Raw genomic sequence first — 25,039 nt, forward strand, 5'->3', positions numbered from 1 at the left:
ACCGGTGGGCCTCGCTCAGGCCTGCTGGTCTCGGAGCATCTCCGCGACGAGGTAGGCCAGCTCGATGGACTGCACCCGGTTCAGGCGCGGGTCCACGACCGACTCGTAGCGGTGCGCGAGCCCCTGCTCGTCCAGCTCCTCGCCGCCGCCGATGCACTCGGTGACGTCGTCACCGGTCATCTCGACGAGGATGCCGCCGGGCCAGGTGCCCAGGCCGCGGTGCACGTCGAAGAAGCCCTGGACCTCGTCGATGACGTCGTCGAAGCGCCGCGTCTTGTAGCCGGTCGAGGAGGTGAAGGTGTTGCCGTGCATCGGGTCGCAGACCCAGGCCACCTGGACGCCCTCGGCGGTGACCTTCTCGACCAGGCCGGGCAGCCCGTCGCGCACCTTGTCGGCGCCGAAGCGGGTGATGAAGGTGAGACGGCCGGGCTCGTTCTGCGGGTTCAGCTTCGCGGCCAGGGCGAGCGCGTCGTCGGCCGTGGCGGTCGGGCCGAGCTTGCAGCCGATCGGGTTGCGCAGGTGCCGGAAGTACTCCACGTGGGCACCGTCGAGGTCGCGGGTGCGCTCGCCGATCCACACGAAGTGCCCGGAGACGTTGTAGCTGCCCTGGGTGCGCGAGTCGACGCGCGTCATCGCGTGCTCGTACTCCATCAGCAGCGCCTCGTGGCTGGAGTAGAAGTCGACCCGGCGCAGCTCGTCGGGGTCGGCGCCGATGGCCTCCATGAACGCCAGCGCCTTGTCGATGTCGTGGGCCGTGGCCTCGTAGCGCTGACCGGCCGGCGAGGACTTCACGAAGTCGGTGTTCCAGGTGTGCACCTGGCGCAGGTCGGCGTAGCCGCCGGTCACGAACGCGCGGACCAGGTTCAGGGTCGCCGCGGAGGCGTTGTAGACGTCCAGCAGCCGCTGCGGGTCGGGGATGCGGGACTCGGGGGTGAAGTCGAAGCCGTTGACGGCGTCGCCGCGGTAGGCGGGCAGGGTGATGTCCTGGCCGTCGACCGTGCGGGTCTCCATGTCGGAGGAGCGCGGCTTGGCGTACTGGCCGGCCAGCCGGCCGAGCTTCACGACCGGCACGGAGCCGGCGTAGGTGAGCACGACGGCCATCTGGAGCAGCGTGCGCAGCTTGTTGCGCACGTTGTCGGCGGTCACGCCGTCGAAGGTCTCCGCGCAGTCCCCGCCCTGGAGCAGAAAGGCCTCGCCGCGGGTCACCGCGGCCATCTTGGCGGTGAGCTCGTCGCACTCACCGGCAAAGACCAGCGGCGGCATCGTGCGCAGGCGCGCGACGGCGCTGCTCAGCGCCTCCGCGTCCGGGTACGTGGGCTGCTGCTTGGCGCCCATGGCGTGCAGGGCGTCGAGGGTGGGGATCGTCACCCGGCCAGGGTACGCGCGGGTAGCCGGGCCCCGGTCATCGTGACGCATGCCGGACGAGGCGCGGACGAGGCACGCACAGGGCCCCGAGCACGACCCCTCGGGCGGGCGGGGCGCGGCCGGCCACGCCCTGAGTAGGGTCCGGCCCATGACCTTCTCGATCGTCGCCCGGTCCGCCGACGGTGAGTCCTGGGGCGTCGCCGTCGCGTCCAAGTTCCTCGCGGTCGGCTCCGCCGTCCCCGCCGCCGTCGCCGGCGTCGGGGCCATCGCCACCCAGGCCGCCGCCAACGTGGCCTACAAGGGCCTCGCCCTCTCCCACCTGGCCGAGGGCGCCACCGCCGAGGTCGCGCTCGCCTCCCTGCTCGAGGACGACGAGGGCCGCGAGCACCGCCAGGTCGGCCTCGTCGACGTCGACGGCAACGCCGTGACCCACACCGGCTCCTCCTGCCTGGACTGGGCCGGAGGCCTCACCGGCGACGGCTACGCGATCCAGGGCAACGTGCTCACCGGCCCCGAGGTCGTGCAGGCCGTCGAGTCCGCCTTCCTGGCCGCCGACCCCACGCTCCCCCTGGCCCACCGGCTGCTCCGGGCGCTGACCGCCGGCGACGAGGCCGGGGGCGACCGCCGCGGCCGCCAGTCCGCCGCCCTCTTCGTCGTCCGGGACGAGGCGGGGTACTCGGGCTTCGACGACGTCGCGGTCGACCTCCGCGTCGACGACCACCCCGCCCCCGTGACCGAGCTGGCCCGTCTGCTGGACCTCAACGACCTGTACCTGACCGCCTCGACCGAGGAGGAGAAGGTGCCGATGACGCCCGACCTCGAGGCCGAGCTGCTGGCCCACGCGCAGGCCTCCGGCCAGGAGACGATCGCCGCCTGGGTGGGCTGCGAGAACTACGAGATGCGCGTCGCCGAGGACCTCTCCTGGGTCGACCGCCGCGTCCTCGCCATCGTGCGGGGCGAGGGCTCCTGAGCGTGCCCGCCCCGGCCGCGCTCGGCCTGGACCTCGCCGTCACCGGCGTCACCGCCGTCCTCCTGGACGCCGGCGGCGCGGTGCTGGCCACGCCGCAGGCCGCCCCGCTGGCGACCCGGACCGCGCAGGGGCCGGCCGGCCCCGCCGAGGTGCTGGGCCTGGACGCCGTCTGGCGCGCCGTGGACGAGGCCGGCCGGGCCGTGCTGGCGGGTCGCACCGCCGCGTCCCCGCTGCCCACGGGCGTCGCGGTGGCCGCCGAGGTCTGGTGCTGCTGGGACGCCGAGACCCTGGGCTCGCCCCTGCCGGCGCTGACCGGCGGCGTCGGGCCGGCCTGGTGGGCGGCCGACGCGCCCCGCACCTGGGAGGAGGTGGCCGCGGAACGTTACGTGCTCGGCGACCTCGGCAGCTGGCTGCTGGCCCGGGCCACCCGCGGCGTCGAGCACCTCACCACGACCGCTCTGGCCCGTCGTCCGGCCGACGTGCCCGTCGAGGCGCTGCCCGAGGAGGCCCCGGCCGTCACGGTGCTCACCGACGCGCCGGCGCTCCTGGGCACCGCGCTGCGGGTCGGCGCGCTGCTGGACCGGAGCGCGCTCGACGGCGGAGCGGGCGAGGAGCCCGCGGTGGCCGCGGCCCGCGTGGTGCTCCCGGGCCCCAGGGGCTGAGCCGGCAGGGCGCTCCCCCGGCCGCTGCCTCAGCCCAGGCGGTCGAGCGCGGCGCGGGCCTCGTCCCGCTCGCGCACCGCGTCCTCGAGCAGCACGGTCTGCTCGTCCCGGGCGTCCTCGGCCTCCTCCAGCTCGGCGTCGGCCTCGTCGGCGGCCGCCTCCAGCTCGGCCGCGCGACGGCGCACCTCGTCGAGCTGGGCGGCCAGCTCCATGGCCCGGGCGTTGAGCCGGTCCACGTCCGCCTGGGCCTCGGCGTGCTCGGCCTCCACCGCGCTCACCACGGCCTCGGCCTCGGTGAGCGCGTCCTCGGCCTCGCGGCGGGCCTTGGCGTCCGCCTCGGGATCGGGCACGACGCGCAGCACGGGTGGCGACCCGCCCTCGTCGTCGGTGCCGCCGGTCACCGGCGCCGCCCGGTGCCCGAGCGCGGCGGGCAGGGCCACGGCGGCGGAGACGTCGACGGCCTCGACCCCGGTGCTGGCCAGGGGCGCCACCAGCAGCCCGGAGCGCACCGCCTCGGCGCAGCCGGGGTCCACCATCGCGGCCGTCAGCGTGGCCTCGACCTGCGCGGCGACCGCCTCGGTGACCCGCAGCCCGTGCTCGCGGGAGCGTTGCCGGGCGGTCGTGGTGACGGCCGCGACCAGCTGACGACGCTGCTTGGTCAGCTCGCGCAGCGCGTCCCCCGAGAGCGCGGCCTGGGCCTCCCGCAGCGCCTCGCCGAGGGCGAGGACCTGGTCGACCTGCTCGCCCTCGACCCGCACCAGCAGGTCGACGACCCAGGCGGCCGTGGCGGGCTTGCGCAACGCCTTGAGCCCGGCCGCGAGCGCCGTGCCGCGGTGCTCGCGCACCAGGGCGTCGCGGGCGGCGGTGAACTCCCCGAGGCCGAGCGCGTAGAGGCCGTCGGCGAGGGTCAGCAGCTCGTCGGGGGCCGGCGCGTCGGCGTCCGTCACGAGGGCTCCGGCCAGCGCAGGTAGCGACCGCGCCGGTGGGCCAGGGGCTGGTCGTCGGCGGCGTCGTGCCGCTCCTCGCCGACCTCGGCGTGCTCGAGGACGCAGGTGACCTCGGCCGACCAGCCGACCTCGCGCTCGGACTCCAGCCGCACCCCCGCCCACGCGGCCGCGTCCGCGGGGCGCGGGCCCCACGCGGTGTCGGTGAAGGTGGCGGCGCGGAAGGGGCCACCGGGGCTCGGGGCGAGGCCGGCGAAGACCTCGGCGAGCATCCGGTCGCGCCAGGAGAGCAGCGAGACGGCGGCGGTGCCGGTCTCCCGCAGCTCCTCGGTGAGGTCGGCGTCCGGGTCGAGCAGCGCCAGCAGCCGGGGCGGCTCGCCGTGGGCGAGCAGCAGGGAGGTGACGGTGAGGCCGGCGCGGGTGGCGCCGTCTCCGGCGCACCACAGCGACACGGACCCGCCCAGGCGCCCGCGGAAGCGGCGCACCGGGTCGTCGTCGGTGGCGAACGGGTGGGTGGAGTGGATCGTCACGCAGTGCTCGGCGGGTGGCCCCGGGTCAGGAGGCCTTGCGCTGCTCGTGCGCGGCCTCGATCGCGGCCTCGGCCTCGGCCCGCTTGGCCTCCTCCTTGGCGCGCGTGGCGTACATGTCCACGTACTCCTGCCCGGAGAGCCGCATGATCTCGTACATGATCTCGTCGGTCACCGAGCGCAGGATGTAGCGGTCGTTGGCCAGGCCCTCGTACCGGCTGAAGTCCAGGGGCTCGCCGAAGAGGACGACGGGCCGGGTGAACGCGCCGAACTTCTTGCCGGGGGGTGCCACGACGTCCGTGCCGACGACGGCGCACGGGATGACCGGGACGCCGGTCTCCAGGGCGAGCCGGGCCACGCCCGTCTTGCCGCGGTACAGCCGACCGTCGTGGCTGCGGGTGCCCTCGGGGTAGATGCCGAACAGGCCGCCCTCGGCGAGGACGCGCTTGGCCGACAGCATGGCGCCGGCGGCCGCGTCGGCGCCGGACCGGTCGATCGGCACCTGGCCGGACCCGGAGAAGAAGGTCTTCTGGAGCCAGCCCTTGATGCCCGTGCCGGTGAAGTACTCGGCCTTCGCGACGAACGTGACACGCCGCGACAGGGTCAGCGGCATGAACAGCCAGTCCGCGTAGGAGAGGTGGTTGCTGGCGAGGATCGCGGGGCCCTCGAGCGGCACGTGGTCGGCGCCGGTGACGCGGGGGCGGAAGACGGCGCGCAGGAACGGTCCCAGAGCGATCCACTTCAGGAACCAGTAGAACATCCGCGCACCTCCGCCGAGCCGGGTCGAGGTGACGGACCCCGTGTCCGTCACCCGCACCCTAGAGCAGAACCGTCCGGGGTCCACCCCCCGCCTCCGGCCGGGCCGACCACCGGGCCGACCACCAGCCGACCACCGGGCCGACCGCCAGGCCGACCACCGAGCCGACCACCGGGTCGTGCCCCACGCCCCTGGCGTCGGCCTCCGCCGTGCCCCAGGATGGGCGTGTGCCACCTCACACGACCCCCGCGGACGGGCCCTCGTCGGGCGCTCCCGCGCTGCTGCCCGGGGCCGAGCCCTGGTCCCGTCCGCCCCGGCCCCGAGAGGGCGAGCCCCGCGTGGGCGTGCTCGTGCAGCACGGGTTCACCGGCCAGCCCGCCGCGATGAAGCCGTGGGCCGAGGAGCTGAGCGCACGGGGCTGGGCGGTGGAGGTGCCGCGCCTGCCCGGTCACGGCACCACCTGGCAGGACTGCAACACCACCGGGTGGGACGACTGGTGCGCCGAGGTGCTGGCCGCCCACGACCGGCTGCGGGCGACCTGCGACGTCGTCGTGGCCGCCGGGCTGTCGATGGGCGGGGCGCTGGTGCTGCGCCTGGCGGCCGACCGGCCCGACGCGGTCGACGGCGTCGTCCTCGTGAACCCGGCGGTGGCCACCCACCGCAAGGACGTGCTGGCCCTCCCCCTCCTCCAGCACGTGGTCGGCTCGTTCCCCGGGATCGCGGGCGACATCGCCAAGCCGGGCGTCAGCGAGCAGGGCTACGACCGCACGCCGCTGCGCGCGGCCGCCTCGATGATGCGGGGCTGGGCCGGGGTCCGGCGCGACCTCGGGCGGGTCACGGCACCCGTGCTGTACCTGCGCTCGGACGTCGACCACGTGGTGGACGAGGCCTCGGAACCGATCATCACCGCCGGCGTCGCGGGGCCGGTGACGCGGGTGGCCCTGCCGGACTCCTTCCACGTCGCGACCATCGACCACGACCTGCCGAGGATCGTCTCCTCCTCGATCGAGTTCGTGGAGGGCCTGCCCTCGGTGCGCACCCAACGCCTAGGCTGAGCAGGTGGGTCAGTGGAGCGACGAGGACGACGAGGCGTGGCGCTCGATCGTGGAGAACTACGGCGAGCGGGTGACCATCGACGCCGAGCCCGACGTGAGCCCCGACCAGCTCCGTCGGATCGAGGACGCCCGCCGCGAGCGTGAGGCGCGGGCCCACCGCCCGAGCATCTCCGACCCCGACACCCACCTCTTCGACGAGTCGGAGGACGAGCCGTCGGCGGACGCCGACCCGACGGGCAGCGGCGACCGTGCCGAGCCCACCGAGGCCGTGCTCCCGCCCATCGCCGACCCGCCCGCACCGTCGCGGCCGGGGGCCGACACCGCCGACCGGGACGACCCCGCCCCCGCGGCCGGGAGCGACGCCGCGAACGAGGCCCCGCACGAGCGCCCGACCGAACGGCCGGGCGGGTCCGCGGCCGACGCGGCGCCCGCGCCCTGGGCCGCCCCGGCGCCTCCCCCCGAGGAGCTCGCGGCCGAGGCACGGGCCGGGGAGCACCCCGAGCTGGCCGACCTCGAGGGTCGCTGGGCCGCCGGCCAGGACGCGGACGCAGGAGCGGACGAGGGGGCAGGTCGCACCGGCAGCTGGTTCCGGCGGCGTCGCGAGTCCCGTGCCGAGGAGGCGCGCCGACGCGAGCGCGCGGAGGCGGAGTCCGAGGGCTGGGGCAGCTGGGCGGACCCGCTGCCGAGCACGGCGGACGACGTCGAGCCGGCCGACCGGTTCGTGCCGCCCGCCCCGACGCCGATCACGCGGCCGGAGCCGGACCTGGCACTGGCCTGGGCCGGGGTGCTCGGCGCACCGGCCCTGCTGCTGGTGGTCCTGCTGACCGGCCTCGGCCTGCCGACACTGGTGGGCTACCTGGCGATCGGCTGGTTCGTCGGCGGGTTCATCTACCTCGTCGCGAGGATGCCCCGCGAGCCGCGCGATCCCTGGGACGACGGCTCGAGGCTCTGACCCGCGGCGCCGGCGCGGCCGGGCCACCCAGGCGCACGCCGCGGCGCGGTCGGGCGCCTCGTCCGAGGCCCTCGCGCACCATCGAGGCCGCGCCGACGACGCCCGCCTCGGGCCCGAAGCTGGCGCGCAGCACGGGCGGGACGACGCGGTCGGCGGCACCCACGAGCGAGTCGGCCAGGGCCGTGCGGGCCGGGCCGAGGAGCAGGTCCTCGGCGGCCGAGACGCCGCCGCCGATGACGACGACCTCGGGGTCGTAGGCGGCGACCAGGTTGGCGACCCCGATGCCCAGCCACTCGCCGACGGCGGCGAACGCGGCGAGGCTGACCGGGTCCCCGAGCCGCGCGGCCTCGGTGATCATGGGGCCGGTGACCGCCTCGGCGTCACCGTCGGCCAGGCCGAGGAGCGCCGGTGCGGCGCCCCCGTCGGCGAGGGCGGCGCGGACGTGGCGGACCAGCGCGTTGCCGGAGCAGTACTGCTCCCAGCAGCCCCGGCCGCCGCACTCGCACTCGCGGCCGCCGGGCACGACCTGGGCGTGCCCGAACTCCCCCGCCATGCCGTTGCGGCCGCGGTGCAGCACGCCGTCCAGCACGACGGCGCCGCCGATGCCGGTGCCGAGGGTGATGACGAGCGCGTCGTGGGCGCCGACGGCGGCGCCGTAGTCGGTCTCGGCCCGGGCGGCGCAGTTGGCGTCGTTGTCCAGGAACACCGGCACCTGCCAGCGCTCGGCGAGCCGCGCGCGGACCTGGTGGCCGCGCCAGGGCAGGTGCGGGGCGAACATGACGCGCTCACCGGTGGAGTCGACGAAGCCGGCGGCGGCCAGGCCGACCCCGGCGACGCGGCGGCCGGCTGCCACCTCGGTGACCGCCTGGGTGAGCGCGGCCTCGACGAGCTCGACCTCGACCCGGCGTCCGGGCGTGGAGGCGTGGGCGACCGAGAGGACCTCGCCGTCGGGCGCGATCTCGGCGGCCATGACCTTGGTGCCACCGACGTCGACGCCGATGACGACGGGGCGCAGGCCTGCTCCGGTGTAGGCGAGGGGCAACAGACTCACCTCCGGGCCAGGTCCGCCGCGCCGATCAGCCCGGCACGGTTGCCCAGCTGGGCCTTGCGGATGGACAGCTCGGGGCGGTGGCCCCGGCCGGCGAGCTGGCTGCGGAAGGCGCGGCGTGCGGGCTCGAGGAGCAGGTCCTCGGCCTCGGAGACGCCGCCGCCGATGACGACGACGGCCGGGTCCAGCACCGCGGTGAGCGAGGCGATGCCCTCCCCCAGCCAGCGGCCGAGCTCGGCGAGCTGCTCGGTCGCGAAGGGGTCCCCGGCCTGGGCGGCACGGGTGATGAGCGGCCCGGAGATGCGGTCGACGTCCCCGTCGGCCAGGTCGAGGACCTCGCGGGCCAGCAGCGAGCCGCCGCGGGCGGCGTCGCGCGCCTCGCGCACCAGGGCGGAGCCGGACGCGTACTGCTCGTAGCAGCCGCGGTTGCCGCAGCCGCACAGGACGCCGCCGGGCACCATCCGCATGTGGCCGATCTCCGCGCCGACGCCGAAGGCGCCACGGTAGAGCTCGCCGTCGAGGACGAGCCCGCCGCCGATGCCCGTGCCGACCGTGACCAGCAGCAGGTCGTCGACGTCCTCGCCGGCGCCGAAGCGGAACTCGCCCCAGGCTGCGGCGTTGGCGTCGTTCTCGACGACGACCGGGAGGCCCAGGTCGGCCTCCAGCGCCGCCCGCATGGGCACGTCGCGCCAGGCGATGTTCGGCGCGAACATGACGTTGGAGCGTGCCTTGTCCACGTACCCGGCCGCGCCCACGCCCACCGCGGAGACGTCGTGGTCGGCGCACAGCGCGCGCACCAGGCCGGCGACGGCCTGCTCGATGGCCTCGGGGTCCGACGCCGGGGAGTCGACGCGCAGCTCGGCGAGGATCGTCCCGTCGGGGTCCACGACCCCGCCCAGGATCTTCGTCCCGCCGATGTCGATGCCGCAGGTCAGGGTCACTGCTCCTCCTCCAGGGGCGCCCCGTCGTGGGGGTCGTGCCCGGGCGCGGGGTCCGCTGCCCGGTCGGCGCGGCCCTCGCCCGCACCCTCCGCATTGTGTCCTGCCGGGGTCGGGTCGCCGTCCCCGGGTGAGGTCCGGGACGCCTCGGGGTGACCCGGGTCTGCCTGCCCGGCCAGCAGCCCGACGGCCGCGGCCAGCAGCGAGGAGCCGGCCTGGGCCAGGTGCGCCCGGACCTCCGGGGTCACGTGCCGGGCCAGGTCGGCACCGCGGCACACCGGGCACCAGCCCAGGCACTGGTGCTGCCCGGGTCCGGTGCTCCCACCGTCGCCGGGGCCGTCGCCGGAGCCGTCCCCGGAGCCCTCGGCAGGACCGGGACGAGGACCAGGACGGTCCTGCGCGTCGCCGCCGGCTGCAGCGCCGTCGCCGCCCCGGGCGAGGTCGGTGAGCACGCCGAGCAGCAGCCGGGCCTCCTCGGCGAGGGAGCCCACGGGCTCCTCGGGCCGGTCCTGCCCCGCCGGTGCGTCCGCCCGGCCCACGTCGTCACGACCGTCCGGGTCCTGCCCGTCGGTCCAGGTGCTGGCGCCGATGGTGGCTCAGGCCCCCTGCTCGACGCGCTTCTTGAGCCCCTTGAGCGCGGAGTCGATGAGGATCTTCTCGCCCTTGCGCTTGAGCATGCCGATGAGCGGCAGGCTGACGTCGAGGGCGAGGCTGTAGGTCACCTCGGTCGAGCCGCCGAGGTCGCGCAGCTCGTAGGCGCCGTCGAGCGTCTTGAGCATCCCGCCCTCGACGAGCGTCCAGCGGACCTCGCTGTCGCCGTGCCAGGTGTAGCCGAGGGTGTACTCGTCCTTGATGGGCGAGACGTCCACGGCGAAGAAGACCTGCTCGGCCCGGCCGTCGGGCCCGGTGGAGAGCACCTCGACCTTGGTCATCCCCTTGGCCCAGTCGGGGTAGGAGTCGAAGTCGGCGATGACCGCCATCACCTCGGACGGCGGCGCCTGGACGACGATGGACGACGTGGTCTGCTCAGCCACCGGACTCTTCCCCTCAACGTGTGCGGACGCGGGCACGACCGACCCGCAGCACCCTCGTGCCCGGGCCCGGCCACGCGCCGGTGAGCGTACTAGATCCGGTCGTCGACCTCGTGCCCTCCGCTCGCGGCCCGGTGGTGGCTACCCGCCGGTCGGGCCCTGACCGGACGCGGGCCCGGCGCCGGGCGGTAGCGTGCCCGACGTGCGTGAGTTCACCCACCCGTTGACCCTCCGGCTGCCCGGCGACACCGACCTGACGCAGGCCGTCGTCCGCAACGCCTCCGAGCACCCCGACGACGTCCAGTTCTCCCGGCGCTCCGGCTCCGGGTGGGCCGACGTCACCTGCGCGGAGTTCCTGGCCGAGGTCCGGTCCGCGGCGCGGGGCCTGGTCGCCGCCGGCGTCCAGCCGGGCGACCGCGTGGCGCTCATGTCCAAGACCCGCTACGAGTGGACGCTGCTGGACTACGCCATCTGGTTCGCGGGCGCGGTGACCGTGCCGGTCTACGAGACCTCCTCCGCCGAGCAGGTCACCTGGATCATGAGCGACTCCGGCGCCCGGGTGGCGCTCGTCGAGACCGCCCAGCACGCCGAGCGGATCGCCGAGGTGCGCGGGGACCTCCCGGCCCTCGACCACGTCTGGACGATCGAGGACGGCGCCGTCGCCGAGCTCGACCGCCTCGGCGGCAGCGTCGAGGACGCCGCCCTGGACGCGCGGCGCGAGGCGCTGGGCCCCGAGACCGTGGCCACGATCGTCTACACCTCGGGCACCACCGGCCGCCCCAAGGGCTGCGCGCTGACCCACGGCAACTTCCTCTACGAGCTGGGCGTCGCCGTCGGCGAGCTCGAGGACCTCTTCTCCGAGGAGGACGCGGCCACGCTGCTGTTCCTGCCGCTGGCGCACGTCTTCGCCCGGATCATCCAGGTGGGCTGCGTGATCAGCCGCGCCCGGCTGGGCCACGCCCCCGACGTCAAGAACCTGATGGTCGACCTCGCGTCGTTCCGTCCCACGTTCATCCTCGCGGTGCCGCGGGTCTTCGAGAAGGTGTTCAACGGCGCCTCCCAGAAGGCCTACTCCGAGGGGCGCGGCGCGATCTTCGGCAAGGCCGCGGACACCGCGATCAAGTGGTCGCAGGCCCTGGACGCGGACGGTCGGCCGGGCCTCGGCCTCCGGCTGCGGCACGCGGTCTTCGACCGGCTGGTCTACGCCAAGCTGCGCACGGCGCTCGGCGGCCGCTGCCGCTACGCCATCTCGGGCGGCGCGCCGCTCGGTGAGCGGCTCACCCACTTCTTCCGCGGCCTGGGCCTCACCGTGCTCGAGGGCTACGGCCTCACCGAGACCACCGCCGCGCTCGCCGCCAACCTGCCCGGCGCCATCCGCGTCGGCACCGTCGGCCGTCCCTTCCAGGGCACCACCGTGCGGGTCGCGGACGACGGGGAGCTGCTGTGGCGCGGCGACCAGGTGTTCGGCGGCTACTGGCACAACCCCTCCGCGACGGCCGAGGTCGTGGACGCCGACGGGTGGTTCCACTCCGGCGACATCGGCGAGATCGACGCCGACGGGTTCGTGCGGATCACCGGCCGCAAGAAGGAGATCATCGTGACGGCCGGGGGCAAGAACGTCGCCCCGGCCGTGCTCGAGGACCGGCTGCGCCAGCACCCGCTGGTCGACCAGTGCGTCGTCGTGGGCGACCAGCGGCCGTTCATCGGCGCGATCCTCACCCTCGACCACGAGTACCTGCCGACCTGGGCCGAGAACCACGGCCGGCCCGCCGACCTCGCCGCCCTCGTCAGCGACCCCGACCTGCACGCCGAGCTCCAGCAGGCCGTGGACCAGGCGAACCTCGCCGTCTCGCACGCCGAGGCGATCAAGAAGTTCACCGTGCTCGCCGACCAGTGGACCGAGGAGGGCGGCCAGCTGACCCCGAGCATGAAGCTGAAGCGGGCCGTGGTGATGCGCGAGGTGCGGCACGAGGTCGACGACCTCTACCGCTGACGCACCGGGCGACGCCGCACCTAGCCACGCTGACGCACCGGGCCACGCTGACGCACCGAGCGGCGACACCTGAGGCCCGGACCTCGGGTCCCGCGGGTGGCCCGGGATGACCACCGGCATGGCCCGTTCGGACCATGCCGGTCGACCGTGCGGTCAGAGGTGACGCCGCAGGGCGACAAAGGGGGCGCCGGGCACGGGCCCGGCCCTACGATCGAGGCCACGGGCCGGTTCGGGTCGGCCTCTCCCCCCACTCCCCACGACGGGCGCCGTCCCCCCACCCTCGGCGGTCCGGCGAAAGGTGCGCCCATGGCACGACGTCGTCTCCTGCTGGTCGCCGCGGTGGTGCTGGCGCTCCTGGGAGCGCTGCTCGTGCTGCTGTACGTGCGCGGGGCCGACGCCCGGGCGCGGGCCCGCTTCGACCTCCAGCCGGTGCTCGTGGTCACGACCACCGTGCCGGCCGGCACCCCGCTGTCCTCGGTGGCCACCTCGGTCGCCCTCGCGGACGTGCCGGAGGCGCAGGTGCTGCCGGGAGCGCTGACGGACGTCGCCGAGGCGGGCACCGCGGTCACCCTCACCACCCTCTACCCCGGTGAGCAGGTGATCGCCGACAAGCTCGGCTCCACCGCCGACCTGTCCTCGGCCAGCCTCCAGATCCCGGACGACGGCGAGCTGGCCATCTCGGTCAACCTCACCGACCCGGCGCGGGTCGCCGGCTTCGTCGAGCCCGGCTCCGAGGTCGCCGTCCTGGTCACCGTGGAGGCCGACGGCACGCAGGAGCCCTACTCCCGCGTGCTGCTCCCCCGGGTCGGCGTCATCGCGGTCGGCTCGACCACGCCGACGACGACCACGACGACCACCACCTCCTCCGACGGCACCGAGGAGACCACCGAGCAGCTGCCCCGCACCCTCATCACGCTCTCGCTGGACCAGCGCGAGGCGCAGCGGGTGCTGCTCGCCCAGCAGCAGGGCGAGCTGGCCTTCGCCCTGCTCACCGACCAGTCGCGGGTCAGCGGCGGCCAGGCCGTCACCCCGAGCAACCTCTTCGGACGGGGCTGAGCGCCGTGCCCCTCGTCGTCGACACCGACCCGCCGACCATCACCGCGCTGCTCGCCCAGCTGCCCGCCGGCTCCCAGGCCGTCGACGTCGTCGAGCGGATGCAGGCCTACCTGGACGAGCACCCGGAGGAGCACCTCCTCGTTCTCGGGCCGCACCTGGACGTCACCACCAGCCTCGAGGTCTGCCAGCGGCTCTCCACCAGCCGGCCGCTGCTGTACACGGTGATGGTCCGCCACGACCTCGACGCCCTCGTGCTCGCGCAGGCGATGAAGGCCGGCGTCCGCGACGTCGTCCCCATGGCCGAGCTCGCCAGCCTGCGCACCTCCGCCGAGCGCGCACGCACCCTCTTCGCCGCGCTGCGCGGGGAGGGCGTGGTCTCCGAGGGCAGCGTCGTCACCGTCTTCTCCCCCAAGGGCGGCGTCGGCAAGACGACCCTCGCGGTCAACCTCGCCATGGCCATCGCGGACGGCGGGCGCCGCCGCGTCTGCCTCGTCGACCTCGACCTCGCCTTCGGCGACGTGGCGATCACGATGCAGCTCTTCCCCACGCACTCCATCGAGCACGCCGTGGGCTCCGAGAGCAGCCTCGACCTGGCCCAGCTCCAAGGGATGATGACCCGTCACGCCGGGTCCGTGCAGGTGCTCGCGGCCCCCGCCCACCCCGACGTCCGGGAGCGGGTCACCCCGGCCCTGGTCGCCAAGACCCTCAGCGTGCTGCGCACCGGGTTCGACGCGATCGTGGTGGACACCGCGCCCGCCTTCGACGAGCAGGTGCTGGCCGCCCTCGACGAGACCGACGAGTGCGTCATCGTGGCCACCCTCGACGTGCCGACGCTGAAGAACGTCAAGGTCGCCCTCGAGACGATGGACATGCTCCGCATCGCCGAGGGCCACCGTCACCTCGTCCTCAACCGGGCCGACGACGCCGTCGGGCTGGGCCCGGAGAAGGTCGAGGCCATCCTCCAGATGGCCACCGCGGCCCGCCTGCCCAGCCAGGTCGAGGTCGCCGCCTCCACCAACGCCGGCACGCCCATCGTCGCCTCCTCCCCCGACCACCCGGTCTCCGTGATCGTCCGCGACCTCGCTGCGCGCGTGCTCGGCGAGCCCGTCGGCGCGCCGACCGGCACCGCCGCGTCCGGCACCGCCTCGTCCGGTCCGGACGAGCGCCCCCGTGCCCGCACCCCGTTCTGGAAGCGCCGATGAGCCCGCGCACGCAGCCCCGATCCACGCACGGTCCCACGCACCGTCCCGAGCACCGTCCCGACCCCCGGCCCCGCTTCCAGGAGGCACCGGCATGAGCAGTCTCTCCGACCGGCTGGCCGCCGCCCGCCAGACCCAGCCCGCCGGGCCGGGCACGACGCAGGCCGAGCTCGAGCCCCGGCCCGGTTCCCCGAGCGCCTCCGCCGCGGCCGCCGTGCTCGAGGCCGTCCACACCCCCGAGCCGGCCCCGGCCGCCCCGACCACGGCGCCGACGGCGACGGCCGACGCCGCGCCCGCCACCCGCTCCATGGCCTCGGTGCGCTCGCAGCGGGTCGGTGCCGAGCAGCGCGACCGGATCGAGGAGCTCAAGAGCAGCGTGCACGCCGAGCTGCTCTCCCAGCTCGGCCCGCAGCTCTACGAGGCCGACCTCGACTCCGACGAGCTCGACCAGCGGGTCCGCGCGGTGCTCGCCGACGTCCTGGGCCGCCAGGACCAGCCGCTCTCCTCCGCCGACCGGCGCCGGGTGACGCAGGAGATCACCGACGACATCCTCGGCTACGGGCCCATCGAGCCCTTCCTGCGCGACCCCCAGGTCGCGGAGATCATGGTCAACGGCGCGGACTCGATCTGGGTGGAGCGGGCCGGCCGGCTCGAGCCCGCCGACGCCCGGTTCGCCGACGAGGCGCACCTGCGGCGGGTGATCGACAAGATCGTCTCCCGGATCGGTCGCCGGGTCGACGAGTCCTCGCCGATGGTCGACGCGCGGCTGCCCGACGGGAGCCGGGTGAACGCCGTCGTCCCGCCCCTGGCCGTGGACGGCTCCGCCCTGACGATCCGCAAGTTCGCCACCGACGTCATGCTGGTCGCCGACCTCGTCGCCTCCGGCACCCTCAGCCGCGAGGCGGCCACCTTCCTCGAGGCCTGCGTGCGCGGCCGGCTCAACGTGATCGTCTCGGGCTCCACCGGCGCCGGCAAGACGACCACCCTCAACGTGCTCTCCTCCTTCATCCCCGACGACGAGCGCATCGTCACCATCGAGGACGCCGCCGAGCTCCAGCTCAAGCAGGGCCACGTGGTGCGGCTGGAGTCGCGCCCCGCGAACATCGAGGGCCGCGGCGAGGTGTCGATCCGCGACCTGGTGCGCAACAGCCTGCGGATGCGGCCCGACCGGATCATCGTCGGCGAGGTCCGCGACGCCTCCGCGCTCGACATGCTCCAGGCGATGAACACCGGCCACGACGGCTCCATCTGCACGCTGCACTCCAACGGCCCCCGCGACACCCTCTCCCGGCTGGAGACGATGGTGCTGATGGCGGGCATGGACCTCCCCGTCCGCGCCATCCGCGAGCAGATGGCCTCGGCCGTGGACCTCGTCGTGCACCAGACCCGGTTCAAGGACGGCTCCCGCCGCATCACCCACGTCACCGAGGTGGAGCGGATGGAGGGCGACGTGGTGACGCTCCAGGACGTGTTCGTCTGGGACTCCTCCGCCGGCTTCGACGACCAGGGCCGCTCCCGCGGGACGCTGCGCCCCACCGGGCTGCGGCCGAAGTTCCTGGAGAAGCTCGCCGCGGCCAACGTCGTGGTGGACCCGATGACGTTCGTCGCCCAGGGCTGAGGAGGACGCCGTGGACCCCGCCTCCCTGACCGCCGTCTCCCTGCCCGGCTGGGCCGCCTACGTCGGCGTCGCCGCCCTCGCGCTCGGCCTCGGCGCGCTCCTCGTCGGCCTGGTGCCCCGGCACCGCACCCGCTCGGCCGAGGACGTGGTGCGCGACTACGTGCGCAGCGGCACCGGCCGTCCGGTGGGCCCGGACGCCGACCAGCGGCAGGTGCGCGAGCGGGCCACCGACGCGGCCGCGGAGCTGCTCTCCCGCCAGCGCACGCTCGAGGCGCGGATCGCCCTGCGGCTCGAGGCCTCCGGCTCCGGCCTCAAGCCCGCCGAGTGGCTGGTGGCCCACGTGGCCGTCGTGGTCCTCGCCGGGCTCGCCGGCCTGCTGCTGGGCGCGGGCGACCCCGTCGTCCTGCTGCTCGCGGTGGCGCTGGGCCTCGTGGTGCCCTGGCTGGTGCTGCGTGTCCGCTCGAACCGGCGACGGACGCGGTTCGGCGCCGCTCTGCCCGAGACGCTCCAGATGCTCGCCGGCGCCATCGCCGCGGGCCAGTCGCTGATGCAGGCCGTGGACACCGTGGCCGCCGAGGGGATCGACCCCGTCGCGGGCGAGTTCCGCCGGGCGCTGGTCGAGACCCGGCTCGGCGTCGCCCTCGAGGACGCCCTGGAGGGGGTCGCCGTCCGCTTCGCCAGCGAGGACCTCGCCTGGGTCGTCATGGCCATCCGCATCCAGCGGCAGGTCGGCGGCAACCTGGCCGAGCTGCTGGAGCGGGTGGCGGGCACGATGCGCGAGCGGGAGTACCTGCGTCGTCAGGTCTCCGCGCTGTCGGCGGAGGGACGGCTCTCGGCCGTCGTCCTGGGGGCGCTGCCGGTGCTGTTCGCGCTGTACCTGCTCGTCGCGCAGCGCGACTACGTGATGGTCCTGTTCACCGACCCCCGCGGCCTGGTGCTCGTCGGGTTCGGTGCGGCCCTGCTGGTGCTGGGCATCTTCTGGATGTCGCGCCTGGTGAAGGTGGAGGTCTGAGGTGGAGCTGGTCCTGGCCCTCGTCCTGGTCCTGGGCGCGATCGCGCTACTCGGCCTCGCCCTGCGCCCCACGCCGGAGACCGGCGTCGGCCGGTCGCTGGCGGTGATCGAGGCGATGACCAGCGCCCCCGCCCCGCTGCGCGAGCAGCAGGAGGGCGAGCAGACGTTCCAGGCCAGGGTCCTCCGGCCGGCGGCCGCCCGCTGGCAGCGCGCCGGGCGGCGGCTGACGGGCGCCGACACCGCGGTGCGGCTGCGCCGCAAGCTCGACCTCGCCGGCAACCCGCCGGGCTGGAGCGTGGAGAAGATCGTGAGCACCCGCCTGGGCCTCGCCGTGGCCGGCGGCGTCGCGCTGCCGCTGCTCGCGCTGCTGCTGGGCGCCGGCCCCACCGTCGTCCTGCTGGCCGTGGCCGTGGGTGCGGGCCTCGGGTTCGCGGCCCCCGCGCTGTGGCTCTACCAGTGCGCCTACGACCGCTCCGAGCGGATGCGCCGCGACCTCCCCGACGCCCTGGACCTGCTGGCGATCTCGGTCGAGGCCGGGCTCGGGTTCGACGCGGCCCTCCAGCAGGTCGCCGGCCGCACGCAGGGTCCGGTGGCCGACGAGCTGTCCCGGCTGCTGCGCGAGATGCAGATCGGCTCCTCGCGCAGCCAGGCGCTGCGGGCGATGTCCGAGCGCACCGACGTGCCCGAGCTCCAGCACTTCGTGGGCGCCATGGTGCAGGCCGACCACTTCGGCATCCCGATCGCCCAGGTGCTGCGCGTGCAGATGGGCGAGATGCGGGTCAAGCGCCGCCAGCGCGCCGAGGAGAAGGCCCAGCAGGTGCCGGTGAAGATCACCGTGCCCCTGGTCGTGTGCATCCTGCCGTCCCTGTTCGTGGTGGTGATGGGTCCGGCCGTGCTGAGCATCCTGGACACCTTCTGAGCGGCGCACGAGGTTCTGCACCGCTCGGGGCCCCCGCCCGGGACGGAGCCGCGTACCGGTGTGGACCAGCGGCGCGTACCCAGGATCGGTGAGAGCATGAGCACACCGGCCCCGGTCGGCACCGCGCGAGCGGTTCCCCCCACCCCCCACCCAGCCGGCCACCCGGGCCGGACGAGGTAGCCCCATGCTCCATCCCACCCAGGACGCCGTGCGCTTCGACCTCGCCCTGCGGGTGTTCGTGCTGCTCGCGATGACCGGGCCGGTGCTGTGGACGCGGGAGGTCACCGCGATCGCCGGGCTGGGCTGCGTGGCGATGGTGTGGGCCACCTCCACGCTCGCGCTGACCCGGCCCGCCTCGGTGCCCGGCTGGTCGACCCCGCTGGAGGCGGCGATCGTCGGGGTCGTCGCGGGCCTCACGGTGCACCAGACGGAGTCGCTGCTCGCCGCCACCGCGCTCGCCCCGCTGCTGGCGGGGCTGCGCCGCGGCCTGGCCTCCATGCTGCTGGCCGCCGCCACCTCGGTGGTGGCCGTGACGCTGGCCGCCGCCGCGACCGCCCCCGTCACCGCGGACACCGCCGCGTCGGTGTTCACCTGGGCCGTGCTCGGCCTCGGCCTCGGCCTGGTCGCGACCTTCCTGCACTCCACCTCGCAGGAGCCGCCGGACGCGCTGGCCCCCTACCGGCACGCCAGCGCGCTGCTGCGCCAGCTCAACGACCTGACCGACGGGCTCTCCTCCGGCCTCGACCCCAGCAGCACCGGGGGGCTCCTGCTCTCGACCGTGCGCGACGCCCTGCCGACGTCGGTGCTGGCGGTGTACCTGCCCGGCTCCGGGGCCACCGCGGGGGCGACGCTCACCCCGCTGGTCACCAAGTCCTTCGACGACGACGACCTCCTCGAGTGCTCGCTGGTCGCGGAGACCTGCCGGGCCACGGGCGAGGTCGAGCGCGACGGGCACGCCTTCGCGGTGCCGCTGCACAGCGAGGACCGGCTGATCGCGGTGCTCGCCGGCACCTTCTCCGACCGGGTGCGGCTCGGCGACCCCGAGCTCGAGCGGCGCCTGGCCGACGTCCCCGACCTCGTCGCCGACATGGTCGTCACGCTCGAGGCCGCCCTCCTCTTCGACGCCTTCCGCGACGCCGCGACCGCCGACGAGCGTCGCCGGCTCTCCCGGGAGATGCACGACGGCGTCGCCCAGGACATCGCCTCGCTCGGCTACGTCGTCGACGCCCTCGCCCTGACCGCGATGACCCCGGCCCAGCGGGAGCAGTTCACGCTGCTGCGCGAGCGGGTCAGCGCCGTGGTCACCGAGGTGCGTCGCTCGGTGCTCACGCTGCGCACCACCGTCGGCAGCGCGGAGAGCCTCGGCTCGGCCATCAGCGCCGTGGCCCGCAACATGAGCCAGGTCTCCGGCATCCCCATCGAGGTCACGCTCGACGAGCAGCCCCAGCGCCTGCGCCCCGAGGTGGAGGCCGAGCTGTTCCGGGTGACCCAGGAGGCCGTCAACAACGCCGTGAAGCACGCCCGGTGCAGCGTGATCCGCGTGGCGTGCCAGGTCAGCCCGCCCGCGGCCACGATCACCGTCCGCGACGACGGCCGTGGCCTCGGCGACGCCCGCGCCGACTCCTACGGCCTCTCGATCATGCAGGAGCGGGCCAGCCTCGTCGGCGCCGACCTCGAGATCGAGGAGCCCGAGGACGGCGGCACCCGCGTCACCGTGCGGCTGCGCGCCGAGAACGGCGGGCTCTCCGCCGGCGGCCTCACGGCCGGGGCACCGGCGCCCCAGGCCACCCCCTCCCAGGCCGTCCCGTCCTTCCCGGCCCCGCCGGGGCCCGTCCCCCACAGCGACAGAGAGGTGGCCAGGTGAGCCAGTCCCCCAGCCAGCCCGCCAGCCCGTCCCCCGCCAAGCCGCCCACCACGGTGATGGTCGTCGACGACCACGAGCTCATCCGCAACGGCCTGGCCGGTGTCTTCGACCTCCAGCCGGACATGCGCGTCGTGGCCACCGCCGGCGGCGTGCAGGAGGCGCTCGCGCTCTACGCCAGGGCCCGGCCGCAGGTGGTCGTCACCGACCTCCAGCTCCAGGACGGCACGGGGCTGGACATCGTGCGGGCCCTGCGGCGCACCGAGGAGCAGCTCGGCCTGGTCGTGCTCACCATGCACTCCGGTGACGACCAGATCTTCGCGGCCATGGAGGCGGGCGCCTCCGGCTTCGTCGGCAAGGACGCCCCGAGCGACGAGGTGGTCAAGGCGGCGAGGACGGCGGTGGTCTCCCCGCGCTCGTTCACCTGCGCCGGCCTCATGGGCGCGATGATGCGGCGGGGCACCACCGAGTCCAGCAGGTTGACCGACCGTGAGCAGGAGGTCCTGGTACTGCTCGCCGACGGGTTGGGCGCCGGGCAGATCGGCGCGCAGCTGTACATGAGCGAGTCGACCGCGAAGAGCCACATCGCGCGGATCTACCAGAAGCTCGGGGCACAGAACCGCGCCCAGGCACTCGTGACGGCCATGCGGATGGGGCTGCTGTCCTCCGTGGCACCGCCACGCTGACCGGCGCCCCCCACCTCACTCCCCAGGGCGCCGCGCTCGTGGGGGTCCGTGCTCCTAGTCACTTCGGGCTATCACCCTTCGACTCTTTACCCGATAACACCGCGCGGACCGGCAGGGCAGAGTGGACACGTCGCCAAGGACACCCCCGTCACCCGCCCGGACGCAGCGCCCGGGTCGGCGGACCGGCGACCACACCGCCTCTCCCCCCATCCCCCTTGACCTCAGCCACCGAGGAGTCCGCCATGGTCACCTACCTCTCCGCCCTGATCGCCCTGCACCTCCCCGTCCGTGACGAGGAGCGCGGCGCGTCCGCCGTCGAGTACGGCCTGCTCATCGCCGGCATCGCCGCGATCATCGCGGTGGCGGTGTTCGCCTTCGGCGACACCCTCAGCGGTCTCTTCGACTCCACCGGCGACTGCGTCGGCGGCGACCGCACCGCCTGCTGACCCACCCGGGACCGCCGACCGCCCGCCCCACCCCTCTCCCCCCACCGGGGCGGGCGGCCGGCGCACGACCTGGCGCACCACCTGACGCCCCACCTGACGCCCCACCTGACCTGGCGGGGCCGAGCGGGCCCGACCAGGCGCCGCCCGCGGCACGACACCCGCTGAACGACACCGGCCCGGACGAGATCCTCGTTCGGGCCGGTGTCGTTCAGGGGTGTCGTTCAGCCGCCGTCGGCGATCCGCGCCAGCTCGGCACGCCAGGCGCGCACCAGGTCGCGCTGCGTCCAGCCCGCGACGTCGGCGAGCACGGCGTCCAGGCCCTCACCGGCGCCGGTGCGCTCGTAGACGCGGCGCAGGCCGTCCTCGCCCGCCCGCGCGGCGAGCACGCGGCAGGCGGTCCAGGCGGCCTCGTAGGCGGCGCCGAGGTAGCGCGAGGAGACGCCGAAGTCGGCGGTGGTCGGCAGGGCACGGGGCAGACCCTCCTGCGCGACCTCGGCCAGCACCTGGGCGGAGGTCACCGAGAGCGGCAGGTCGACGTCGCGCAGCGCCACCTCGTCCGCGTAGCCCTCGACCAGCCACAGCGGGGCCAGGCTGGCGGGGGCGTCGGTGAGCGCGTGCACGGCCTCGTGGGTGAGCACGACCTGGGCGCCGGCCGGGCGCAGCTGCCCGAGCTCGTCCGGGTTGACCAGCACGTGCACCGGCCCGTCCTCGCCGTCGACCGGGGCGGTCACCGCGGCGATCGCCGCGTAGGTGCCGGTGCTGACCCCGAGGGCCGCGTCGACGCCGGAGGCGTCCGCCGGCACCTCGACCACCAGGGACGGGGCGGCGGACCGCTCACCCGGCGCCAGCGCCCGCCGCGCCTCCTGGCGGGCGCGTCGGACCTGCGCGGCCAGGACTTCCTCGTCCGCCGCCTCCTCGGCCCGATCGTCCACGCTGCCGTCGGGGGTGGCGACGAGCAGCAGCGTGCCGGCCTCCCGGCGCACCCGCACGGGCCCGGAGAGCCACACGGGCACGCGGGTGGTCGTCGTCTCCGTTGCGGTGTCCTCCGCCGCGGCAGCGGGGTCGACCACGGCCACCGTCGTCCCGTCCGGCCCGTCCTCGGTGCGCAGGCCGACGAGGACCTCGGCCGTGGCGGCCGACTCGTCCACACCGGCGAAGCGCCAGGTGACCTCCGTGGCGGCCCACCAGGTCCCGTCGGCGTCGGGGGTGCCGAGGCTGTCGACGTAGCGCCAGCGCAGGCCGCGCACCCGTGCGTCGGCCGCGGCCTCCGCAGCCGCGCGGAGCCGGTCGGCCGCCTCACCGTCCCCCGCCGCCCCGAGGGCGGCGGCGGCGACGGAGTCCCCGTGGCCCAGCGCGCGCGCCAGGCGGTCGAGGGTGCGAGTGGCCAGCCCGACGGGCATGGCGCCCCCGGAGCCAGGGCCGGCGTCGGTGCCCGAGGACTGCCTCTCGCCCGAGGACGCCGTGGGTGAGGGGAGGACGGTGCGCCCGCCGTCGTCCGCGACGACGTAGGCGACGCCGACGGCGACCAGCGCGGCGGCCACCACCAGCCACAGGAGACGGCGGGGACGACCCGCCCCGGGGGACGACGAACCCCCCGGACCGGTGGACGGTGCGGGGGGCTGGTCGGAGGTGCTCAGCGTCTGCCTCGGTGCCGTGGCGCCGGTCAGCCCGGGCGGACGGCCCCGCTGATCGGCATCGAGTCGACGGCTGCGACCCGCACGCCCGTGCTCGGGTTCGCGGCGTCGACGATCTGGCCGTTGCCGATGTAGATGCCCACGTGGCTGATCGGCGAGTAGTAGAAGACGAGGTCGCCCGGCTGGAGGTCGGAGATCGAGACCTTGGTGCCGCTGGCGTACTGGGCCGAGGAGGAGTGCGGGAGGGACACGCCCGCGGCGGCCCACGCCTGCATGGTGAGGCCGGAGCAGTCGTAGGAGTCCGGGCCGGTGGCGCCGTAGACGTAGCTGTCGCCGACCTGGGCGAGGGCGAACGCGACCGCGTCACCGGCCGAGCCGGAGACCGCGGCGGTGACGGTGCTGACCTCCGGGGCGGGCTCGCGCGCGGCGGTGCGCGAGATGACCTCGCGCCGCTCCGCGGCCTCGAGCTCGTCGAGGACGGCCTGCGCGTCGGCGAGCTTGGAGTCGATCTCGGCCTTGTCCTCGGCCAGCGAGGTGCGCAGGGAGGCCAGGCGGGCGACCCGCTTCTCGGTGGCCTTCTCCCGCAGCGTGAGGGCACGGGCCTGGGTGTCGTAGCGGGAGTACAGCTCGTCGGTGATGTCCGCGTACGAGCTCATCGTCGACATCTGGTCGAGGAAGTCACCGAGGTCGGTGGCACCCACGACCTGGTTGACCGCGCTCATGTCCTGGCCCTGGTAGGCGCGCAGGATCGCGTCCCGGGCCTCGGTGCGCGCGGCGTCGGTGAGGGACGCCTGGCTGCGCTGGTCGGCACGGAGGGACTGGAGCTGTCGCTTGATCTTCGTGACCTCGAGGCGGGCCTCGTTGAGGCGCTCGGAGGCCTGCTCCGCCTCGCGGTACAGGGTGTCCACGCGGGCCTGGGCCGACTCGACGGTCGGCTCGGCCTGGGCCGGGGAAGAGACCCAGAGGACGCCGCTGCCCACGAGGAGGGCGGAGACGGCTGCGGCGGCAAGACGCTGACGGCCGGTGTGCACGGGTGCGGGTACTCCTCGGTTCGGGTGCGTCGACGGCTCACGGGGCAGGGGGGAACCACGTCGACGTGCGCTGACCGGCTTCCCCTCGATCCCGCCGTCGTCGCGGACGGCGGTCCGTCTCCCCCGGAGGGGTGACGGCAACACGAGCGAAGGTAGACGGCCAAGGGGCCGGACTCCAAAAGATCTCGGCCACACCCGGCATGTCTTTACCTTTCTCGTGCCCGTGTCCCGCAGCAGCAGCGGGCCGGGGACGGGCTTGCGTCAGGCGGTCGCAGCACCCGTGCCCGGCAGCGGCTCGTCCCCGTCACCTGTCCCGTCACCTGTCCCGTCACCGGCCGGCGCCGAGAGCGGGGTCACCAGTCGCAGCGGCGGCACCAGGCCGCCCTCGGCCAGCAGGTCGAGCGCCGCGCGCTCCTCGTCGTCGAAGGTGAGCTCGGGCGGGGGTCCGAGCAGCACCGTCACCACGCAGTCGCGGCAGGCCAGTCCTCGCACCACGCAGGTGTCGCAGTCGATCCTCGTCGTCATGGCCACACCGTGGCACCGACCACCGACAGCGCCTGTCCAGCGCCCGTCCAGCGCCTCTCCGGCGGGGTCGTGGGTCAGCGGGTCAGCAGGCCCAGCAGGGCGGAGGCCGGCACGGGCCGGGCACCGCGGGCCGTGGCGTGGTCACGCACCTCGCGGTCGTCGCTGACCACGAGCACCACCCGGCCGCGCGGCTCGGCGTCGACCAGGTCGGCCACGACGTCGTCCGCGATGACCCCGGGAGGGCTGAAGAGCACCCGCACGCCCCGCGGGGTCGCGGCGGGCGGGCGGGTGTCGGCGTCGGCGGCGTCGAAGACGACCGTGGTCTCGGCGCGCGTACGGGCCACCACGGGCGCCAGGTCGCGCAGGAGCCGGGCCCGCTGGGCCTCCAGGGTCGAGGACGGCCAGGCGCCCCGGGTCACGTTGTAGCCGTCGACGATGAGCCGCGCGCGCGGCAGCCCCAGGTACTGCTCCAGGAGGGCGGGGCCGATCGCGGCCGCTCCCCCGCCGGGTGCGCCGGCGGGGGTGGTCTGCGCGAGCCGTTCCTCGGCCTCGGCACCGGGCGTGCCCGTCAGCGGGGGCAGGGCCAGCTCGCGGCGCAGCCCGGTCAGCGCGTCCAGCACGGTGTCCAGGAGCAGGCGGGCCCGCTGGTCCGACGCGGCACCGGACTCGCCGGGCTCGTCGGTGCTCACCGGTGCGCCCGCCCCGGCCGGCGCCGGCTGCTCGGCGAGCTGCGCGGTCAGGCGCGCCACCTCGGCGCGGCTGTCGCGCAGCCGCGCGGCCAGGTCGTCGGCACGGCGCCGCTCGGCGGCC

Annotated in this window: 25 protein-coding genes; 13 read left to right on the forward strand and 12 right to left on the reverse strand. The window is 75.3% G+C overall.

The annotated features are described in order from the left end of the window. Positions 1 to 15 precede the first annotated feature (15 nt). The gene (locus tag M8330_RS15250; RefSeq protein WP_372490230.1) at positions 16 to 1,416 is read right to left on the reverse strand and encodes a class II 3-deoxy-7-phosphoheptulonate synthase; all 1,401 of its coding nucleotides are present in this window, start codon (positions 1,414 to 1,416) and stop codon (positions 16 to 18) included. Positions 1,417 to 1,513: 97 nt separating this feature from the next. Here M8330_RS15250 and M8330_RS15255 point away from each other — a divergent pair, with 97 nt between their 5' ends. After that, positions 1,514 to 2,335, forward strand: coding sequence for a DUF1028 domain-containing protein (locus M8330_RS15255; protein ID WP_250056417.1), 822 nt, complete (start codon positions 1,514 to 1,516; stop codon positions 2,333 to 2,335). Positions 2,336 to 2,337: 2 nt separating this feature from the next. Continuing rightward, entirely contained in the window at positions 2,338 to 2,997 is a 660-nt protein-coding gene (locus M8330_RS15260) for a hypothetical protein (protein WP_250828024.1), read from the forward strand. Between the two features lie 29 nt (positions 2,998 to 3,026). Here M8330_RS15260 and M8330_RS15265 read toward each other — a convergent pair whose 3' ends face one another. From M8330_RS15265 to M8330_RS15275, 3 genes are read right to left on the reverse strand one after another with little or no spacing between them, the layout of a single operon-like run. Then, entirely contained in the window at positions 3,027 to 3,944 is a 918-nt protein-coding gene (locus tag M8330_RS15265; RefSeq protein ID WP_250828025.1) for a hypothetical protein, read from the reverse strand. Next, positions 3,941 to 4,471, reverse strand: coding sequence for a flavin reductase family protein (locus tag M8330_RS15270; RefSeq protein WP_250056423.1), 531 nt, complete (start codon positions 4,469 to 4,471; stop codon positions 3,941 to 3,943). Before M8330_RS15270 ends, M8330_RS15265 begins: the two co-directional genes overlap by 4 nt. Before the next feature lie 25 nt (positions 4,472 to 4,496). Beyond that, positions 4,497 to 5,279: a lysophospholipid acyltransferase family protein gene (locus M8330_RS15275; RefSeq protein ID WP_372490232.1), complete on the reverse strand. Its 783-nt coding sequence runs from the start codon at positions 5,277 to 5,279 to the stop codon at positions 4,497 to 4,499. A 173-nt stretch (positions 5,280 to 5,452) separates the two neighbouring features. On the opposite strand from M8330_RS15275, the gene M8330_RS15280 reads away from it, so the two are divergent. Together M8330_RS15280 and M8330_RS15285 are read left to right on the forward strand one after the other, a co-directional pair. Continuing rightward, positions 5,453 to 6,280 (forward strand): alpha/beta hydrolase, encoded by an 828-nt coding sequence (locus tag M8330_RS15280; protein WP_250828026.1) that lies wholly within the window; start codon positions 5,453 to 5,455, stop codon positions 6,278 to 6,280. A 4-nt stretch (positions 6,281 to 6,284) separates the two neighbouring features. Next, positions 6,285 to 7,232: a hypothetical protein gene (locus M8330_RS15285; protein WP_250828027.1), complete on the forward strand. Its 948-nt coding sequence runs from the start codon at positions 6,285 to 6,287 to the stop codon at positions 7,230 to 7,232. Here the strand turns inward: M8330_RS15285 and M8330_RS15290 are convergent. The 4 genes from M8330_RS15290 to M8330_RS15305 form a co-directional block, all read right to left on the reverse strand. Next, positions 7,165 to 8,274: an ROK family protein gene (locus M8330_RS15290; RefSeq protein ID WP_250056426.1), complete on the reverse strand. Its 1,110-nt coding sequence runs from the start codon at positions 8,272 to 8,274 to the stop codon at positions 7,165 to 7,167. The two genes, M8330_RS15285 and M8330_RS15290, sit on opposite strands and share 68 nt — an antisense overlap. Before the next feature lie 5 nt (positions 8,275 to 8,279). Then, positions 8,280 to 9,221, reverse strand: coding sequence for an ROK family glucokinase (locus M8330_RS15295; RefSeq protein WP_250056427.1), 942 nt, complete (start codon positions 9,219 to 9,221; stop codon positions 8,280 to 8,282). Further along, positions 9,218 to 9,709 carry a hypothetical protein gene (locus M8330_RS15300; RefSeq protein ID WP_250828028.1) on the reverse strand — a complete coding sequence of 164 codons (492 nt, stop codon included), beginning with the start codon at positions 9,707 to 9,709 and terminating at the stop codon, positions 9,218 to 9,220. The genes M8330_RS15295 and M8330_RS15300 overlap by 4 nt, the downstream gene beginning before the upstream one ends. A gap of 105 nt (positions 9,710 to 9,814) precedes the next feature. Continuing rightward, on the reverse strand, positions 9,815 to 10,252 hold the full coding sequence (locus tag M8330_RS15305; protein ID WP_250056429.1) for an SRPBCC family protein: 438 nt from the start codon (positions 10,250 to 10,252) through the stop codon (positions 9,815 to 9,817). Positions 10,253 to 10,451: 199 nt separating this feature from the next. Between M8330_RS15305 and M8330_RS15310 the strand changes: the two genes are divergently transcribed. The 9 genes from M8330_RS15310 (at position 10,452) to M8330_RS15350 (ending at position 21,039) form a co-directional block, all read left to right on the forward strand. Next, positions 10,452 to 12,242, forward strand: coding sequence for an AMP-dependent synthetase/ligase (locus M8330_RS15310; RefSeq protein ID WP_250828029.1), 1,791 nt, complete (start codon positions 10,452 to 10,454; stop codon positions 12,240 to 12,242). 306 nt (positions 12,243 to 12,548) lie between these two features. Further along, positions 12,549 to 13,298 (forward strand): Flp pilus assembly protein CpaB, encoded by a 750-nt coding sequence (gene cpaB, locus M8330_RS15315; protein WP_250056433.1) that lies wholly within the window; start codon positions 12,549 to 12,551, stop codon positions 13,296 to 13,298. 5 nt (positions 13,299 to 13,303) lie between these two features. Further along, complete coding sequence (locus tag M8330_RS15320; protein WP_250828030.1) at positions 13,304 to 14,500, forward strand: CpaE/TadZ family protein; 1,197 nt, start codon at positions 13,304 to 13,306, stop codon at positions 14,498 to 14,500. 91 nt (positions 14,501 to 14,591) lie between these two features. Further along, positions 14,592 to 16,115, forward strand: a complete 1,524-nt coding sequence (locus M8330_RS15325) for a TadA family conjugal transfer-associated ATPase (protein ID WP_250828031.1) — start codon at positions 14,592 to 14,594, stop codon at positions 16,113 to 16,115. A gap of 10 nt (positions 16,116 to 16,125) precedes the next feature. Then, entirely contained in the window at positions 16,126 to 17,127 is a 1,002-nt protein-coding gene (locus tag M8330_RS22530; protein ID WP_250828032.1) for a type II secretion system F family protein, read from the forward strand. A 1-nt stretch (position 17,128) separates the two neighbouring features. Further along, positions 17,129 to 18,046 (forward strand): type II secretion system F family protein, encoded by a 918-nt coding sequence (locus tag M8330_RS15335; protein ID WP_250828033.1) that lies wholly within the window; start codon positions 17,129 to 17,131, stop codon positions 18,044 to 18,046. Positions 18,047 to 18,230: 184 nt separating this feature from the next. Continuing rightward, positions 18,231 to 19,910: a sensor histidine kinase gene (locus M8330_RS15340; protein WP_250056443.1), complete on the forward strand. Its 1,680-nt coding sequence runs from the start codon at positions 18,231 to 18,233 to the stop codon at positions 19,908 to 19,910. Further along, on the forward strand, positions 19,907 to 20,593 hold the full coding sequence (locus tag M8330_RS15345; RefSeq protein WP_250828034.1) for a response regulator: 687 nt from the start codon (positions 19,907 to 19,909) through the stop codon (positions 20,591 to 20,593). Before M8330_RS15340 ends, M8330_RS15345 begins: the two co-directional genes overlap by 4 nt. 242 nt (positions 20,594 to 20,835) lie before the next feature. Next, a complete protein-coding gene (locus tag M8330_RS15350) occupies positions 20,836 to 21,039 on the forward strand; it encodes a Flp family type IVb pilin (protein WP_250056446.1) in 204 nt (67 codons plus the stop codon). 221 nt (positions 21,040 to 21,260) lie between these two features. On the opposite strand, the gene M8330_RS15355 is transcribed toward M8330_RS15350, so the two are convergent. From M8330_RS15355 to M8330_RS15370, 4 genes are all read right to left on the reverse strand, one after another. After that, positions 21,261 to 22,583 carry a hypothetical protein gene (locus M8330_RS15355; protein ID WP_250828035.1) on the reverse strand — a complete coding sequence of 441 codons (1,323 nt, stop codon included), beginning with the start codon at positions 22,581 to 22,583 and terminating at the stop codon, positions 21,261 to 21,263. 119 nt (positions 22,584 to 22,702) lie between these two features. Beyond that, positions 22,703 to 23,704: a C40 family peptidase gene (locus M8330_RS22535; protein ID WP_250828036.1), complete on the reverse strand. Its 1,002-nt coding sequence runs from the start codon at positions 23,702 to 23,704 to the stop codon at positions 22,703 to 22,705. A 261-nt stretch (positions 23,705 to 23,965) separates the two neighbouring features. Then, a complete protein-coding gene (locus M8330_RS15365) occupies positions 23,966 to 24,229 on the reverse strand; it encodes a hypothetical protein (RefSeq protein ID WP_250828037.1) in 264 nt (87 codons plus the stop codon). Positions 24,230 to 24,303: 74 nt separating this feature from the next. Further along, the coding region (locus M8330_RS15370) for an NYN domain-containing protein (protein WP_250828038.1) at positions 24,304 to 25,039 on the reverse strand (736 nt) is incomplete at its 5' end.

Origin of the sequence: Nocardioides bruguierae, assembly GCF_023656415.1 — a bacterium.
Lineage (GTDB): Bacteria > Actinomycetota > Actinomycetes > Propionibacteriales > Nocardioidaceae > Nocardioides > Nocardioides bruguierae.

Bases quoted from the DNA above. Each gene is read 5' to 3' on its own strand.
- M8330_RS15250 (WP_372490230.1), bottom strand. From the start codon at position 1,416: ATGCGTCACGATGACCGGGGCCCGGCTACCCGCGCGTACCCTGGCCGG.
- M8330_RS15255 (WP_250056417.1), top strand. From the start codon at position 1,514: ATGACCTTCTCGATCGTCGCCCGGTCCGCCGACGGTGAGTCCTGGGGC.
- cpaB (WP_250056433.1), top strand. From the start codon at position 12,549: ATGGCACGACGTCGTCTCCTGCTGGTCGCCGCGGTGGTGCTGGCGCTC.
- M8330_RS15325 (WP_250828031.1), top strand. From the start codon at position 14,592: ATGAGCAGTCTCTCCGACCGGCTGGCCGCCGCCCGCCAGACCCAGCCC.
- M8330_RS15340 (WP_250056443.1), top strand. From the start codon at position 18,231: ATGCTCCATCCCACCCAGGACGCCGTGCGCTTCGACCTCGCCCTGCGG.
- M8330_RS15350 (WP_250056446.1), top strand. From the start codon at position 20,836: ATGGTCACCTACCTCTCCGCCCTGATCGCCCTGCACCTCCCCGTCCGT.
- M8330_RS15365 (WP_250828037.1), bottom strand. From the start codon at position 24,229: ATGACGACGAGGATCGACTGCGACACCTGCGTGGTGCGAGGACTGGCC.